The organism is Pseudomonas sp. WS 5010, from assembly GCF_012985565.1.
Taxonomy (GTDB): Bacteria; Pseudomonadota; Gammaproteobacteria; order Pseudomonadales; family Pseudomonadaceae; genus Aquipseudomonas.
Genome location: NZ_JAAQWQ010000002.1, coordinates 614,105 through 630,806 on the forward strand (window position 1 = coordinate 614,105; position 16,702 = coordinate 630,806).

The following is a 16,702-nucleotide window of genomic DNA, read 5'->3' on the forward strand; positions in this document are numbered from 1 at the left end:
CTTTTTGTTGGCGCCGCTTCAGAACTGCCAGTCCAGGCTCAGGCCCACGCCCTGGTTGTTCTCCTTCGACCCCAGTTGGCCGTTGTAGTCGAGGTTGACCCGTGTGGTGTCACTCAGTGCCAGGCTGGCCTTCAAGCCCACCAGCGCGGCGTCGCGCTGAAGCGGTGTGCTGCGCACGGCAAACGAGGGGCCGCCTGCGACGAACGCCAGGTGTTCCTCGGATTCAACCGGCGTGAGGCTGTGCTGCCAGCCGAGCGAGCCGGAGAGTTCCAACTGCTGGCGGTCATTCAGAGGCAGGGTCTTGAGGGCGCGCAGGCCCAGGGTGCCGAGGGTCGCATCGCGGCGATCACTGCCCCGTTGCAGGGCGGCGCCATCGCCTGTCTCATGGAAACTTTCGCTGTCCAGGTGCACATAGGCCAGGTTGGCAAACGGTTCCAGGGCCAGCGCTTGCAGGTCCAAGCGGTAGGCCGCCTCGGTGAACACCTGCAGGCTGCGCTCATCCAGCTTGGCTTTTTGCTTGGCGCTGACGTCAGCGTATTGCAGGTCGCGCTGCACATCGCCGCGATGCCAGCTGTAGGCGCCGCCCACACTCACACGCCAGTTGCCCAGCTCACGCCCGGCGTAGGTGCCCAGGTGATAGCTGTCGACATCGGCCGACGCATGCGTGCCATCGCCCATGTTCAGCGAGCTGTCGCTGTAGCCCGCCATCACACCGACGCGGGTCTGTTCGTCCCATTGGCCATCGACCCCCAGCAGCATGCCGCCGATAGAGCGGGTGTAACCAGCATATTCACTGCTGCTGTCGGCCTTGCCCCAGGCGCCGAGGGCCTTGATCCACAGGTTGCTTTCGCCGGTGGCAGGCACATGGCGCAGGCGCTCACCGACGGCATCGCGCACATGGCGGCTGTCATTGATCAACATCGCGCCGACTGCCGGGTAGATCTCGCCGGACAACTGCTGGAAGGCCTGGCGGGCCACCACACTGGAGTCGGCACTCAGCACGCTTTCATACACCGGGTTGCCGGCCCCCAACTGCTCGGCTGCAGCGGCCACGGCGCGCTGATTGCGGGTCGCCGCGACGCTGGCAAAGCTTGCGTCATTGCGCGCGATAGCCAGTTGCACGCCATTGGCGCTGTAGTCGAGGTTGCCACCGAGGAACAGGTAGTTGGGCAATACCGCACCGAAACTGCCGGTGACCCCACCCGCCGCCTGCAAGATGTTGTACTGGCGACCGATCAGGCTTTGCGCCTCGGGCTGGCTGAGCAAGGTCGGGCTGTTTTCCAGGGCCAGGGTCACGGTGCCGCCGTTGAGGGTGGCCTTGCCGCCCGCAACAATGCGATCACTGCTGGCATTCGACAGCTCCACCGCATAGGTGGATCCGGCGTCGAAGCGCACATCCCCAGTCACATTCAAGGTGCCGATGGAATTGCCCGGCGCAATCACGCTGCCGCTATTGGCCTGCAACGCGCCGATACGCCCGGAGCCGCCCAAGGTCCCGCCAGGGTTGACCGTGACCGCCGAGGTCAGCGCACCCTCGACCTTCAACACACCCCCATTGACCGTGGTCGGGCCGCGATAGGTACTGTCGCCGCTGAGCACCAGGCTACCGGCGCCGGACTTGATCAAACTGCCTTGGTAAATGCGCTGGGCCGCCGCCGCATCCCGGGCCATGCCCACTGCGTAGTCGGTCTGTTCCTGCTGGCTGGCGCCGACCCCCGGACCATTTCCCCAGCCCTTGTCCTGCACGGTCTGTTGCCAAGCCAGGCGCTCGGCGCTGTCTTCGGCCTGGCGTTGCAGCAGCGCCTTGTCGGAGATGCCATTGCTCCACACATCGCCCTGCCCGGCCGCCAGATTGACGTCCATGGCACCCAGCAACTGCCCCGGCCCATGCATCGCCCGGCCAAGGTCCGGCACGCCCCAGCCGACCTTGGCGTTCGGCGCGTCGGTCACCGAACCGTCCAGCTGCGTGGCCGTCGTCAGCAACACCTGCAAGGCCTGCTCGTTGTTCAGGTACGGGTAGCGTTCCATCACCAGCGCCAACGCACCAGTGGCGTGGGGTGCCGACATCGAGGTGCCGGACTTGATCCCATAGCCGCCGCCAGGAACGGTGCTGTCGATCAGCGCACCCGGGGTGGCAATACACCAGTACTTGGCGATGCCGCACTGGTTGTATTTCTGGTTATTGGCCTTGTCCAGGCCGGACACCGCCAGCCAGTGGCCTTCCAGCTGCGGTTCAAAGTAAGGCAAGGCCGAGCGCACGCTGGCGTTGGCATAGCCGCTGTTGCCGGCGCTGAACACATTGATCACCCCGGCGCGGGCCACATCGGCGGCGGCGTCCAGCCAGGTGCCCTGGTTAAAGTGCTGGGCGTAGGCCGCGTGCAGGTCGCCCAGGGTCTGGTAGCTGACATCCTTGGGCTGGCTGCCCCAGCTGTTGTTGATCGCGCGCACCCCGGAATCGACCATGGCGCTGTACACCGCCTTGAAGTACTGGGGGTCGGGCGTCGGGCCAAACAGGAAGCTGTCGTTGGCATTGGTGTTGCCCACATAAATCTGCGCGTTGTAGGCCACGCCATGCATGCCGCTGCCGTCCCGCGCCGCCCCCATGGTGCCGGTGACGTGGGTGCCGTGGGAGTCGTTGTTGGGGTTCAGGGCGCCGGTGGTGGAAAACGGGCTGCCATCCACATAAGTGCCGCTGGCGGTCACCGGGTGGAAGCGCTCCGGGGAGGCTTGCGGGTGGCTGGCATCAAAGCCCGAGTCCAGCGCACCGATCTTCACCCCGGCACCGCTGATCCCCGCGGCGTAAGCCTGATCGGCCTGCATGCGCCCCAGGCCCCAGTCCCGCTGGTATTCCGTCGAGCGCCAACTGGCGGGGTCGCCCAGCTTGCCGGTCTCCACATAGGGCGCGGCCTGGGCGGTACCCAGGCTGGCCAGGCCACACAGCATGACGCAGTGATAGCTTCGTTGTTTTGCGTTCACCCAGACTTCCTCTTTTTATTGTGTTTATCAGCCTGTAGGAGCGGGCGTGCCGGCGATGGCGGGCTCAACGGCCTTATCGCCGGCAAGCCGGCTCCTACAGGGTCAGCGTTGGGCCGGGCCGAAGGCTTCGTCGACCTTGGCCAGGTCGGTGTCGCGCAGGTTGCCCGCGTAGTAGTGCAATTTGGTCCAGGCCATCAAATAGTCGTAACGGGCCTGGGCCAGGTCGCGACGGGTGCTGTACAGCTGCTGTTCGGCGTTGAGGGCATCGAGGTTGACCCGCTCGCCACCCAGGATGCTTTGCTTGGTCGACACCACCAGCGCTTCGGCAGAGGCCAGGGCCTTTTGATAGGCGCGCAGCTTGCTCACCCCCGACAGGCAGGCGCTGAACTGGCGCCGCAGCTCGATCAGGGTCTCGCGGGTCTTGCCCTCCAGCTCATATTCGGCCTGCTCCATGGAGCGGCTGGCCTGGCGGGTGGACGCCGCGACGCCGCCACCGGCATACAACGGCACGCTGACTTCAATGCCGATGGTGTTGGTGTCGTAGCGCTGGTTGTAGGTGTTGCCGCTGTCGGACTCCTGCTGGCGCGAACTGGCGTACGCGGTGATGCGCGGCAAGTGCCCGGCGCGGTTGCGTTCCACCTCATAGCGCGCCACCTCCACGGCCTGGCGCTGGGAGGCCAGGGTCGGGTTGTTGGTCAGCGCCAGTTCGTGCCAGCTGTCGTAGTTGGCCGGGGCCAGGGTGAAGGCAGCAAAGTCGTGGTTCAGAGGCGCCAGGTCGGCAATATCGACGCTCTGTACGCCGAGCAGCGCCCCCAGTTCGCGCAGTGACGCATCCTGCTCGTCGAGCGCCTGGATTTCTTCGGCGGTGGCCAGTTCGTAACGGGACTCGGCCTCCAGAATATCGGTACGCGTGCCCTCGCCTTGCTGGAACAGGTGCTGGTTCTGCTGGAACTGTTGCTCGTAGGCCTTCTTTTTGGCCCGGGCGATGTCGATCTGGTCCTGGGCGAACAGTGCCTGGGTGTAATAGGTCAGCACCCGCACCAACAGCGCCTGGCTCTTGTCGCGAAAACTCTCGTCGGCAAACAGCGCCTGGGCCACGCCCTTGCGGTAGTTGGCATAGGCTTCGTAGTCGAACAGCGGCTGTTGCAGGGTGAAGGTCGAGCCGAAACTGTTGTAGTTGCGGTCGTCGTGATAGTGGCCACCACGGCCATCGGGCAGGTTGGCCTGGGAGTTGTTGCGGCCCTTGTTGTAGTTGTACGACAGCCTTGGCAACAGGCCAGCGCGGCCGATGGTGCGGTTTTCCAGGCCGGCGTCACGCTCCTTGATTGCACCGAGGAACACCGGATCATTGCGCAGCGCCTGTTCATACACATCGAACGGGCCCATGGCGGCCTGGGCGCTGCTGCACGCCATTAGCAAGGCGATGAACACTGGTTTCATGCTCATTCCTCGGTCAACGCCGAGCCGGCACGGTCGAGCAGCGGCTTGAACAGGTAGTTGAGCAGCGAGCGCTCGCCGGTGCGCACAAACATCTCGGCGGGCATGCCGGGCTTGATCACCAAACCCTGGAGTTTTTCCAGGGCGACATCGCTGACCGTGGTGCGCAGCACGTAATACGGCGCACCGGTTTTTTCGTCGAGCAACTGGTCGGCGGAGATCAGGCTCACCTCCCCTGGCACCCGGGGTGTACGGCTCTGGTTGAAGGCGGTGAACAGGATATCGACCGGCAGATGGCTGCCGACCTTGTCCACCAGGTTCACCGGCAGGCGCCCTTCCACTTCCAGGCGCGTGTCCTGGGGCACGATTTCCAGCAGGGTCTCCCCGGCCCGCACCACCGCACCGATGGTATGCACGCCGAGGTTGACCGCGATGCCATCGGCCGGTGCGTTGATTTCACTGTGTTGCAGGTCAAAGCCAGCAGAGGTCAGTTGCTGCTCCAGGGTCAGGCTGCGCAGTTGCGCGTCGGCCAACTGGCTGCGGACCTCCTTCTGGTACTCCTCGCTGTGCTGTTGCAACTTGAGGCGCGATTCGAGGATGCCCTGCTCCAGGCGCCCGCTTTCGCCGCTGTTCTGCGCCAGGTCCTGCTGCACCTGGGACAGTTGGCGCTGGTACTCCAGCAGGCGGTTGCGCGGGATATAGCCGTTGTCGGCCAGGGGTTGCAGGTTGGCCAGTTGATCACGCAGAGATTGCGCCTGGGCGCTGAGGTCGGTGCGGGCGCGGCGCATGCCGTTGAGCTGGGCGCTGGCGCCTTCGATACTGGCGCGGATCCCGGATTGCTCGCGGGCAAAGGCGTCGCGCCGGCTGCTGAACAGCTGGCGCTGGCCTTCGAGCACCAACGCCAGCGCAGGATCGGGGGCGCTACTCAGTTCAGCCGGAAAGGCCACCGCCGGCAAGCTGTCGCGCTCGCTCTGCCAACGGGCGACGCTGGCCCAGGCCATGCGGTATTGGGCTTGCAGGGAATGTACGTCGGCCTGGCTTTGGGTCGGGTCGAGGCGAAACAACGGCTGGCCCTGTTTGACCACCTCGCCTTCGCGCACCAGGATCCGGCTGACGACGCCGGGGCTCAGGGTTTGCACGGCCTTGCGCTTGCCGGACACCACCACCGTGCCCTGCACCGGGATCCCCTGGTCCAGCGGCGCGAGGCTGGCCCAGAGGAAGAATCCGCCGGCGCCAACCACCGTCATCACCCAGCCCAGGCGGGAGAAAAAGCGCGCATCGCGCTCGGGAAAGGTCTGCTCGAGTGGCAGGCTGTTATCGGTATTCATTGGCCTGGATTCCTTGCCGCAGGATATTGACGGTTCAAGCTGACGCCGGCCTTTTCACGGGGTGGCTCCGCTTGCCCGGACAGCGCCCGCAGCACCTCCTGGCTGGGGCCAAACGCTTGCAGGCGGCCTTCGTTGAGTACCAACAGCTTGTCGGCCTGGGCCAGGGCCGAGGAGCGGTGGGTCACCAGGATCACGCTGCTGCCCTGGGCTTTCATCTGCATGATGGCGCTGGCCAGGGCGGCCTCGCCCACGGTGTCGAGGTTGGAGTTGGGTTCGTCGAGCACGATCAGGCGCGGCCCGCCATACAGTGCGCGGGCCAGGGCCACCCGTTGTTTCTGCCCACCGGACAGGCCGCTGCCGTCGTCGCCCAACACCGTGTCGTAGCCCTGGGGCAAACGCAGGATCAGGTCATGCACCCCGGCTTGCTGCGCGGCTTGCACCACCCACTCGGGGTCAGCCTGGCGAAAGCGCGCGATGTTGTCGGCGATGCTGCCGCTGAACAGCTCGATGTCCTGGGGCAGGTAGCCGACATGGGGCCCGAGGTCGTCGCGGTCCCAGCGATGGATATCGGCGCCGTCCAGGCGCACCGTGCCCGCCAGGGTCGGCCACACGCCCACCAGTACTCGCGCCAACGTCGACTTGCCGGACCCGGAGGCCCCCAACACGCCCAGCACTTCACCGGCCGCGAGGTTGAAGCTGACCTGATGCAACGTCGCCACCCGCCGCCCCGGCGGCCCGGCAGTGACCTGCTCGAAACTCACTTGGCCCTTGGGCGCCGGCAACGCCATGGCCTGCGCCCCGGGCGGGAACTCCTGCAACAGCTCATCGAGGCGTTGATAGGCCAGCTTGGCCGAACTCCATTGCTTCCACACCGCAATCAACTGGTCGATCGGGCTCAACACCCGGCCCATCAGGATAGTGCCGGCAATCATCATCCCGGCGGTCATCTGGCCCTTGATCACCAGCAACGCACCCAGCCCCAACACCAACGACTGCAGGAGCAGGCGCAGGGATTTGCTCAGGGAGCTGATCACCGAACCGGTGTCGCTGGCCCGGTTTTGCAGGCCGAGGAATTGCGAATGCACCTGGAACCAGCGACTGCGCAGCGCCCCCAGCATGCCCATGGCCTGGATGGTCTCGGCGTTGTGCAAGTGGCTGGTGGCCAATTGGGTGGACTGCTGCGAGTAGCCGCTGGCTTCGCGCAAGGTTTTTTTGGTCAGGTATTCGTTCAGGCATGCCAGGGCGATCAACAGCACGGCGCCGGCCGTGGCCAACACCCCCAGCCACACGTTGAACAAAAAGATCACCAGCAAATAGATCGGGAACCACGGCGCATCGAAGAACGCAAACAACGCCGGCCCGGTGAGGAACTGGCGGATATGGGTCAAATCCCCGAGCGATTGCCCAGCATGGCCTTCGCCCCGTTGCAGGTTGCGCTCGAAGGCGGCCTTGTATACCTGCAGGTTGAAGCGGCGCTCCAACTGGCTGCCGATGCGGATCACGATAAAGCTGCGCACCACTTCCAGGGTGCCGATAAAAGCAAAGAAACCTACGACCATCAGGGTCAACATCACCAAGGTGGTTTCGTTCTGCGATGACAGGACCCGGTCATACACTTGCAGCATGTAAATGGACGGCGCCAGCATCAACAGATTGATCAGCGCGGTGAAGCAACCGACGCTGATCAGGATACTTTTATAATCGCCGAGGGCTTTAAACAGTGGTGCAGTGGGAGTGGTCTTCGCCATGTTGCCTGATCTTCCCTGGGCTGAAATACGCGCGATAGTCTGCCGGGCGCCCCAATGGATGGGGCGGGCAACTATTTCAATAGTGTTTAATGCGCTGGAAGTGACAGGTGGATATAGGTCACGACCAACAAACAGCTCTATACCTGGTAGTTATAAGCATATAACTGTAATAGTTAATTATTGTGTGCGTTGCAGTAACAGCTCTAATCCAGAAGCAGAACGCGCGGTATATTCGCCTTCTTTCTGCCGATTCAAATGAGTAATACCGGTGCCCTCGGCATTCATTAGCCAGATGCCATCCGGGGTGGGCAGCCACGTCAGGGGTTTTTGCCCCAGCCACTGTTGCGCGCACTCAATATCACCCGCCAGGCTATTGGGCTGGGCGATCAGATCCAGCTCGCACACCTGCTCCTGCTGGTGTAGTTGCCAGTGCCCAGCCAGTTGCGCGGTGCTGGGTAAAACAAGACTGCTTGCCATTGCGTTGGCTCCTGCCGACACGAGCAATGCCGGGATCACCCAGGCGATTGCATTGCGAAAAATAGTCATCACCATTACCCGTTTACGGGGCTGTTGCAAGGAAAGAGCGGCGCCGGGGCGCCGCCCTTCGTTACGCCTTGATCAAGCCACGATGTCGCTATAGGCCGCCTGGCCCACGGTGGTGACGAGGAAATCCGCCACCCCGTGCCCAGAGAAGTCCACCGCCAACGTGCCCAGGTTGGTACCCGAGGCGTAGGTCAGCACGGCATCGCCGGCAGCGCCGGTAAAGGCGTTGACGAAATGCAGGCCGCTGCCCTTGGTGATGCCGGTCAGGTCGATCTTGTCCGAACCTGAGGTGAAGTCGAGGATCTGGTCCGCCGCACCTGGCCGGGAGTCAGAGCTGGCACCGAACACAAAGGTGTCCGAACCCGCACCGCCCCACAGTTTGTCGGCACCGCCACCGCCGTAGATCAGGTCATTGCCGGCACCACCCTTGAGGGTGTTGGCCACTGCGTTGCCGATCAGCAGGTCGTTGCCCGAGCCACCGAAGGCGTTTTCCACGGTCACGCCCTGGGCGATCGACACGTTACCCACCAGGCCGCCCACGTCGGAGAACGAAGTCTCGTTGAGGTTGATTTTCTGGTTCTGGGTAAAGCCGGAGAAGTCCAGGGTGTCGTTGCCACCGCCGTCCCACACCGAGAACACCAGCTTGTCGGCATTGGACGTGGCGCTGAGGTGATCACGCCCGGTGTTGGAGTTGAAGCCGTAGGTGGTGTCACCGGCACGGGTGTTGAAGTTGGCGCCGTAGAGCTTCTGGATCGCCGCGATATCGTCGATCAGTGGGCCGGACGCATAAGCCTCGACCCCGCCTTTGGTGAAGTTCTGGTTGGTGTTGTTTTCACCCCAGTAGCTCATGACGCTGTAGCCACGGGTGTCCTGGCCGTAGTCCGCGTCCTTGTAGGACGGGTTGCCGGTCCCGGCGTTGTAGTCGCCAGGGTGATCCAGGCCCAGGGTATGGCCGATCTCGTGGGTCAGGGTTTGGCGCCCGTAGTTGTTCAGGCCAGGGTTGATATTGGCGGTGTAGCTGTTGTTGATCAGGTACCACGAGGTGCCATCCGTGCCGCTCGTGTGGTACTTCTCATTGGTGCCGGGCAGGTAGGCAAAGGCCGCGGCGCCGTCCTGGCCTGCGCTGTAGTTGCCGAAGGTCATGTGGAAGTCGCCGCCCGAGGCTTTCTCGGTGAAGGTGACATTGGCCACATCGGCCCAGGATTGCATGGCCAGTACGGCCTGGCCTTTTTGCAGGTTGCTGAACTGGCTGAACCCGGAGATACCATGCTTGTTCATGGTCGCCGAGGAAGCCTGGGTCAGGAAGGTGTAGGTCAGATCGATCCTGCCGTTGCCGTCAACGTCCCGGTATGCCGCGTTTTCGCGCAGCAAATGGTCGGCTGCCTGGTCGACAGAGAACGAAGGTTTGCCATTGACCGTGAGGTTGCCGCCACGGTCATACAAATGGCTAAAGCTATCGATTTGTGAATAGGCACTACTTGCTTGAGCTGCCGAGACAATAGCTTTGTCTTTTACTTTCGACATAAACGTACTTCCTTGTTTGCAAGTGGAACAGTTTTTGTCCGATATGACGCTCTCGGGCGAGATCGTCCTATCACTCGCCTCTTATGAAGGCGAAAGAAAACTGACACAATTCGAAATCACACGTCCAGTGATTTTTTTGTTGGAAAAGTTCATGGACGGAATAACGGCTGCAAACATTGGGAATTAAGTGTTTATATTCTTCGTTTTGGGGCGAGAGACGGAGAATCGGCTATTTAAATATTAAATAGTGCTAAATAATTAAATGCCAGACGGGTCACACTTATTGCGTAATGGATCCAATATATTGATTGGGCGGCACTTTAAAAGTGCCACCGTGTCATTCGCAAATATTAAATAGCCACTGTTTTATTATTGACAGCCAGCGCCGGCAAGCCGGCAACTACAAGGTGATAGCGGCCTCAGGCTTACCCATGCCAGCCCGTCTGGCGCAGTGCCTCCAGCAGCGTCTGCCCATCCAGCCCCGGCACCAGCACGCCATCGGCGGTGGTCATGTCTTCCCCGGCGAGGATCGCGTTGATGATCGCCTCTTCCACCGCCTCGGCCGCGGCGCTGAACAAGGGCGAAATATGATCGTTATTGACCATGCTCAAGGTTGTGCTCAGGGGCAAGTCCTTGCGCCCGTAATCTGCCGGCGGCAGGTGGTGATTGCCGGTGGCAAACGCCAGGAACAGATCGCCACTGGAGTCCTCGGTGCCGCCGCCGGTGCGGGCAATGCCGATGGATGCGCGTTGCGCCAGGCGCTGGCACTGGTGCGGCAGCAACGGTGCATCGGTGGCGATAATTACCACGATCGAGCCCATGCCCGGGGTGCCCCGGTCGGCAAACGGCGAGGCAATGTCCATCAGGTGGCGCCCCACCGGATAGCCATCCACCCGCAGCTCCTGGCGCTTGCCGTGGTTGGCCTGCACCAGCACGCCAACGGTCCAGCCGCCCTGCTCCACCGCCAGCTTGCGCGAGGCGCTGCCGATGCCGCCCTTGAACTCATGGCAGATCATCCCGGTGCCGCCGCCCACGGCGCCCTCTTGCACCGGGCCGGACTCCGCGCTCGCCATGGCTTGCAGCACATGTTCGGGGCCGATGTGCTGGCCCCAGATATCGTTGAGCAGGCCGTCGTAGGTTTCCATCACCACTGGCATGCACCAGTACACCGCCGGGTCCGCCAGGCTGTCGCGCTCCAGGGCAATCAGGGTGTCGCGCACAATGCCGATACTGTGGGTGTTGGTGATCGCCAGGGGCGTCGTCAGCAGCCCGGCTTCGCCGATCCACTCAAGGCCCGTGGCGTCGCCGTTGCCATTGAGCACGTGGTACCCGGCAAAACACGGTTGTAGCCGCGCCGCACCGGCCCGCGGCTGGATCAATGTGACCCCGGTGCGCACCTGCTTGCCGTCGATCTGCTCCTTGAGCGTGCTGTGGCCGACCCGAACCCCGGGGACGTCGGTAATCGCATTCAATTCGCCGGGCGTGCCCAACCCCAACGTAATGCCCAATTGACGTGCGCGCATAACCACTCCTTACAGTTTCTGAAACGCCGGACTCGACCGGCCGCTGATGCAATAGAGGATCACCGACATTGCCAACAGGCCGATGATAATCATGATGTCGCGCATGGAGGCCGCGATAAACAAGGTAAACAACAGATAACCCGCGCCCGCCACGGCCAGCAACGCCGGCACCGGCCACAGGGGCATGCGGTACGGGTGCTCGCGGTCGCGCAACAGCACCCGGCTCATCAGCGCGCTCAGGGCCACGATCAGGTACACCAGCATGATCAACAACACGCTGAAGGACGTCAGGTCTGCCAGGTTGGAGCTGAAGCTGAGCAGTGCCGAAGGTATCGCCAGGAACAGCGTGGCCAGCCATGGCGAATCCCAGCGCGGGTGGATGCGGGTGAACAGTTTGTTGATGGTCGGCGTCCACAGCGCATCGCGACCACTGCTGAACACCACCCGGCCGATCTGGATCACGATGGCGACGATGGCGTTGAACACCGAGAGGAAGATCCCGGCGCTGACCAGGCGTGACAGGGTTTCATTGCCATGGCTGGTCAGCAAGTAGCCGATCGGGTCCGGGCTGCTGATCATCTCGCTCAGGGAGGGCGCGCCGATCAACAGCGCGGTGATCGGCACCAACTCGATCACCACCACCAGGCCCAGGGACCACAGGACCGCCTTGTGCACGCCCTTGCCGCCGCATTTCATGTCTTCGGCCAGCAGCACCGCCGGGCCGTAGCCGTTGAACGAGAACAGGCCGATGCCCACCGCGCCGATCACCAGCGCCCAGGGCGCCAGGTGCAGCACGCCGTTTTCGACGATCTGCGGTTGGAACAGCACACTGGCCGGCTGCACCGGGTTGCCGAAGCCAATAAATACGATCACCAGCAACGCCGCCACTTCCAGCAGCAGGCAGGTGCCGGTGATCCAGGCGTTGAGCTTGATATTGAGAATGCCCAGGGCGTAACTGCACACCACAATCACCAGGGCCACGGTTTGTGAATCGAATGTCGTGCCCAGGGCGTTGTTGAGGTAGGTCGCCGCGCCGGTGGCCAGCACCGGCGGGATAAACAACAGCATCACCAGCACTGTCAGGAAGGTCGCGTAGCCGGCCATGCCGCCGAACACGCGCTTGGCATACACATACTCGCCACCGGCACTGTTATGGGCGCGCCCAAGCTCCGCGTAGCAAAAGGCGAACATCAGCGCCAGCAGCCCAGCCATCACAAACGCCAGGAACACCCCGCTGCCGGCTTGCTGGATCGCAAACGGTGCAATCACAAATACGGAACTGGCCGGAGTTACCGCCGAAACGGTAATGGCCACCACATCGAACATACTCAAGGTAGGTTTCAGCACGCCATCGGGTGCGGGGGTTGCGCTCATGTCGTTATCCTCATGGTTGTTCTTTTTATTGGAAAGCTGGTTGAGGCAGAAACGAAAAAGGGAAAGCGGGTGCGGGATATGTTTCCCGCTGAATGCCAGGGAATCTAGGCGCTGTGCCGGCGCCCGCCAATTCCCCTATTGGAGTACTCCCCTTGACGGGCTCGTGCAAAAGCCGAACCCTTGGCCGATCTTTCAGCCATCGGAACCCATCACATGAGCCTGTTCAGGGAAATCGGCATGCATGCGGGCCTGGGTCGCACCGTGTCGCAAATTGGCACCGAGCGTTTCTGGAAGCAACTGGTGTTGCTGCTGCACCAGAACCTGGCCTTCGATAACGCCCTGGCGATCTTCTACCCGATGGATGGGCCGCCCCAGGCGCTGGAGGAATACGACGCGCAGCCCACCAGCAAGCCGGCGTCGATGCTGGTATACCTCAATGGCTTGTACTTGCTCGACCCGTTCTTCCAGGCCTGCCGCGAAGGTTACGCCAGTGGCGTGTATCGCCTCGAAGAGGTGGCACCGGACCATTTCCGCCAGAGTGAGTACTTCCTCAATTACTTTCACGACAACGTGCTGGAGGATGAGGTGCAATTCATCCTGCAGCTGCCCGGGGTGGGCACCTTGTCGTTGTCGTTGGGGATGCAGCGCGTGTTTACCGCCACGGAAACCGGGTTACTGACACTGCTGGCGGCGTGGGTGCTGCCCTTGATGCAGCAACATTGGCAGCAGAGCACCCAGCGCGCACCGGCCGGCGCGGCCATGGCCAGCCAGATCCGCGATGCGTTGAGCCATTTTGGCAGCGGGGTGTTGTCCGAGCGCGAACTGGAAATCGCCCGCCTGGTATTGCGCGGGTTCTCGTCCAAGGCCATGGCCGAACGCCTGAGCATCTCGCCGGACACGGTCAAGGTGCATCGACGCCACCTCTACGCCAAGCTGGATATCTCGTCGCAGCCGGAGCTGTTTTCGTTGTTTATCCAGTCGTTGGGGCATGACCTGGATAACCCATAGGCAGGCCATGTATCGACTGGTCCACCGCTATCGCAGCGATGCGGCGACCCGACAAGCCAGCTCCTACAGTTGGTGTGTGGTATGTGCAAAGTCCTGTGCCCAACCGAGATCTCGTGTAGGAGCGGGCTTGCCCGCGATGGCGGTAGATCATGTAAGGATGTGTTGACTGGCCTACCGCCATCGCTGGCAAGCCAGCTCCTACAGTTGGTGTGTGGTGTGCAAAGTCCTGTGCCCAACCGAGATCCCCTGTAGGAGCGGGCTTGCCCGCGATGGCGGCAGATCAGTCACAGGTATCTAACGCCCGGTACGGATGGTGTTCCAGATCCGCGTACGAATGCGGTCGATCTTCATCGGCATGGCTTCAAGGGCGAATAGCTTGCCCATCATTTCTTCGCTCGGGTACACCTTGGTGTCGCTCTTGATCACCGGGTCTACCAGGCTGTCGGCGGCGCTGTTGCCGTTGGCGTAGTGCACGAAGTTGGTGATGTCGGCCATCACGTCCGGGCGCAGCAGGTAGTTCATGAAGGCATAACCGGCCTTTTCATCCGGGGCGTCGGCGGGCATGGCGACCATGTCGAACCAGATCGCAGCGCCTTCCTTGGGAATGTTGTAGCCAATCTTCACGCCATTCTTGGCTTCCTTGGCGCGGCTTTCGGCCTGCAGCACGTCACCCGAGAAGCCAACCGCCACGCAGATGTCGCCGTTGGCCAGGTCGCCGGTGTATTTCGAGGAGTGGAAGTAGGCAATGTACGGCCGCACCTTGATCAGCAGCGCCTCGGCTTTTTTATAGTCCTCGGGGTTCTTGCTGTGATGAGGCAAGCCCAGGTAGTTCAGGGCGATCGGCAGCAGTTCCGGGCCGTTGTCGAGGATCGCCACCCCGCATTTGCTGAGTTTTTCCATGTATTGGGGCTTGAAGATCAAGTCCCAGGAGTCGACCGGCGCATCCTCGCCCAACACTGCCTTGACCTTGTCGATGTTGTAGCCGATGCCAGTGCTGCCCCACAGGTACGGGAAGCCATGCTCATTGCCCGGGTCGTTGGTTTGCAGGGCCTTGAGCAGCACCGGGTTGAGGTTTTTCCAGTTCGGCAACTGGCTCTTGTCGAGCTTTTTCAGGGCCCCGCCCTGGATCTGCCGGGCCATGAAGTGGTTGGACGGGAACACCACGTCATAGCCCGAGTTGCCGGTCATCAACTTGCCGTCCAGGGTCTCGTTGCTGTCGTACACGTCATAGCTGAAACCGATCCCGGTTTCCTTCTGGAAGTTCTTGGTGGTGTCCGGCGCGATGTAGCTCGACCAGTTGTAGATTTTCACCGTTTCGGCGGCCTGGGTCAGGGAGGCCACTAACATCAAGGGCAACAGGGCAATGGGTCTCATGGTTCGATTTCCTGGCGGTTATAGGGCTGTTTTTATGGCAGGCGATCAAGGATCAAAAGATTAGAGGATCAACACATAGGTCTTGCGCACGGTCTCCTGGATATCCCAGATCCCCGTGCTGTTGGCCGGCAACATCAGTGCATCGCCGGCTTCGATATGCAGGGTTTCGCCGTCATCGGGGGTGAACGTGCAGCGGCCCTGGATGAAGTGGCAGAACTCCTGCGCCACGATCTGGCGCCGCCAGCGGCCCGGGGTGCATTCCCAGATGCCGGTTTCGACGCCATCGTTGCGTTCCACGCTGAGGGTGGAGGCCACGGCGACCGGGGTGCCCAGGGGCACGGCGACCGGACTGGAGTCCGGCAGATGGCGGTTAAGGGTGTCTTTGAACTGGGTAATGCTCATGGTCATACCTGTGGTGAATGAAGCGACTTAGTGCATGAAACCTTCCATGAAGCCGGCCATCCCGCTGGCCAGCTTGCGCCGCCAGGGCGCGGTGTTCGGGTCGGCGAGGGTCTGGTCCTCATGGACAAAGCTGCGGATGATCGCGTTGTAGCCCAGCCAGCGGCATGGCTCCGGCTCCCAGCCCTTGAGCGCCGTCAGGCCGCCATCACGCAGCACCCACGGCTGCTGGACCAGCGGCGTGTCACGCCCCAGGATCAGGTCGGCCAGGGTCCGCCCGCCCAGGTTGCTGGCGCCCACGCCCTCCCCGCCATACCCGCCGGACAAGGCGATGCCGCTCTGCTGGTCGCACAGCATGTGCGGCCGAAAGCGCCGCGACATACCGAGGTTGCCGCCCCAGGAGTGGGTCACGCGCACGTGCTTGAGTTGCGGAAACAGCTCGCAGAACAGGTAGCGGCGCAGTTCCACTTCGCTGTCGGTGAGGTCGAAGTTGTGGCGCAGCTTGCCGGCAAACTGATAGCCGCCGCGGGCACCGAATACCAAGCGGTTATCGGCGGTGCGCTGGCCGTAAGTGACCTGGCGGCTGCTTTCACCAAAGGCCTGGCCCTGGTTCAGGCCGATTTCTTCCCAAGTACTGGCCGGCAGCGGTTCGGTCGCAACGATCAGGCTCTGCACCGGCAGTTGATAGCGCCCCAGGGGCTTGAGCGTCGGCGCATAGCCTTCTACCGCCGGCACCACCCACGAGGCTCGGACCTGGGCTTTGTCGGTGCGCAGGCTGCCGGACTGCCAATGGGTGACCGGGCTGTTTTCGTAGATCGCCACGCCCATGGCCTCGACCACCCGCGCCAACCCGCGCACCAGCTTGGCTGGGTGGATCGTCGCCACATGGGGCGTGTAGACCGCGCCATAGGCCGAGGCAATGCGGATCTGCCCGGCCAGTTGCTCGGGGCTGAGCCAGCGGTAGTCATCGTCGGTCAGGCCTTGGCCATGGAGCTTGGCCAGGTATTCGCGCAGGCTGGCTTCCTGCTCGGGGTAACGGGCGGCGCAGTGCAGGGCCCCGCCCTTGCGGTAGTCGCAGTCGATGCCTTCGCGCTGCAACACCTGCCCGACTTCATCGGGGATGCCGTGCAGCAGATCAAACGAGGCCCGGCGCTGCTCGGCAGGCAACCCCGCCAGCAAGCGGTCTTCGCCCAGGAGGTTGCCCATCAGCCAACCGCCGTTGCGCCCGGAGGCTCCGAAGCCCGCGGTCTGTGCCTCGACGATCACCACCTTGAGCTGCGGTGCATGGCGCTTGAGGTAATAAGCGGTCCACAACCCGGTGTAGCCGGCGCCAATAATGGCCACATCGACATCCAGGTCCTGCCCGAGGGACGCACGCGCCTCCAGCGGCTCTTGCAGCTGGTCCATCCATAAACTGATCTTGCGCCATGCCGGCATGCTGAAACTCCACCACCAAACGTCGATGGCG

The 16,702-nt window shown here is 62.6% G+C and carries 12 protein-coding genes; 1 reads left to right on the top strand and 11 read right to left on the bottom strand.

Annotated features, from left to right (window positions below; genetic code table 11):
• Nucleotides 1-18: 18 nt before the first annotated feature.
• From HBO11_RS07450 to HBO11_RS07485, 8 genes are all read right to left on the bottom strand, one after another.
• Nucleotides 19-2,943 (bottom strand): autotransporter serine protease, encoded by a 2,925-nt coding sequence (locus tag HBO11_RS07450; RefSeq protein WP_169951965.1) that lies wholly within the window; start codon nucleotides 2,941-2,943, stop codon nucleotides 19-21.
• Between the two features lie 135 nt (nucleotides 2,944-3,078).
• Nucleotides 3,079-4,416, bottom strand: a complete 1,338-nt coding sequence (locus tag HBO11_RS07455) for a TolC family outer membrane protein (RefSeq protein ID WP_169951577.1) — start codon at nucleotides 4,414-4,416, stop codon at nucleotides 3,079-3,081.
• Between the two features lie 2 nt (nucleotides 4,417-4,418).
• Nucleotides 4,419-5,741: an HlyD family type I secretion periplasmic adaptor subunit gene (locus tag HBO11_RS07460; protein ID WP_169951575.1), complete on the bottom strand. Its 1,323-nt coding sequence runs from the start codon at nucleotides 5,739-5,741 to the stop codon at nucleotides 4,419-4,421.
• Nucleotides 5,738-7,489 (bottom strand): type I secretion system permease/ATPase, encoded by a 1,752-nt coding sequence (locus HBO11_RS07465; RefSeq protein ID WP_170058855.1) that lies wholly within the window; start codon nucleotides 7,487-7,489, stop codon nucleotides 5,738-5,740. Before HBO11_RS07465 ends, HBO11_RS07460 begins: the two co-directional genes overlap by 4 nt.
• A 177-nt stretch (nucleotides 7,490-7,666) precedes the next feature.
• Nucleotides 7,667-8,041, bottom strand: coding sequence for an AprI/Inh family metalloprotease inhibitor (locus HBO11_RS07470; RefSeq protein ID WP_169951571.1), 375 nt, complete (start codon nucleotides 8,039-8,041; stop codon nucleotides 7,667-7,669).
• A gap of 66 nt (nucleotides 8,042-8,107) precedes the next feature.
• Nucleotides 8,108-9,556: a serralysin family metalloprotease gene (locus tag HBO11_RS07475; RefSeq protein ID WP_169951568.1), complete on the bottom strand. Its 1,449-nt coding sequence runs from the start codon at nucleotides 9,554-9,556 to the stop codon at nucleotides 8,108-8,110.
• Between the two features lie 425 nt (nucleotides 9,557-9,981).
• Nucleotides 9,982-11,079: a P1 family peptidase gene (locus HBO11_RS07480; RefSeq protein ID WP_169951566.1), complete on the bottom strand. Its 1,098-nt coding sequence runs from the start codon at nucleotides 11,077-11,079 to the stop codon at nucleotides 9,982-9,984.
• 9 nt (nucleotides 11,080-11,088) lie between these two features.
• On the bottom strand, nucleotides 11,089-12,453 hold the full coding sequence (locus HBO11_RS07485; protein ID WP_169951564.1) for an APC family permease: 1,365 nt from the start codon (nucleotides 12,451-12,453) through the stop codon (nucleotides 11,089-11,091).
• Nucleotides 12,454-12,666: 213 nt separating this feature from the next.
• Here HBO11_RS07485 and HBO11_RS07490 point away from each other — a divergent pair, with 213 nt between their 5' ends.
• The gene (locus HBO11_RS07490) at nucleotides 12,667-13,461 is read left to right on the top strand and encodes a helix-turn-helix transcriptional regulator (protein ID WP_169951562.1); all 795 of its coding nucleotides are present in this window, start codon (nucleotides 12,667-12,669) and stop codon (nucleotides 13,459-13,461) included.
• Nucleotides 13,462-13,755: 294 nt separating this feature from the next.
• Here the strand turns inward: HBO11_RS07490 and HBO11_RS07495 are convergent, their stop codons facing one another.
• From HBO11_RS07495 to HBO11_RS07505, 3 genes are read right to left on the bottom strand one after another with little or no spacing between them, the layout of a single operon-like run.
• Nucleotides 13,756-14,835, bottom strand: a complete 1,080-nt coding sequence (locus tag HBO11_RS07495; RefSeq protein ID WP_169951560.1) for a polyamine ABC transporter substrate-binding protein — start codon at nucleotides 14,833-14,835, stop codon at nucleotides 13,756-13,758.
• A 60-nt stretch (nucleotides 14,836-14,895) separates the two neighbouring features.
• Nucleotides 14,896-15,237, bottom strand: a complete 342-nt coding sequence (locus tag HBO11_RS07500) for a cupin domain-containing protein (RefSeq protein WP_169951558.1) — start codon at nucleotides 15,235-15,237, stop codon at nucleotides 14,896-14,898.
• A gap of 27 nt (nucleotides 15,238-15,264) precedes the next feature.
• On the bottom strand, nucleotides 15,265-16,671 hold the full coding sequence (locus HBO11_RS07505; RefSeq protein WP_169951555.1) for an FAD-binding oxidoreductase: 1,407 nt from the start codon (nucleotides 16,669-16,671) through the stop codon (nucleotides 15,265-15,267).
• Nucleotides 16,672-16,702: the final 31 nt, after the last annotated feature.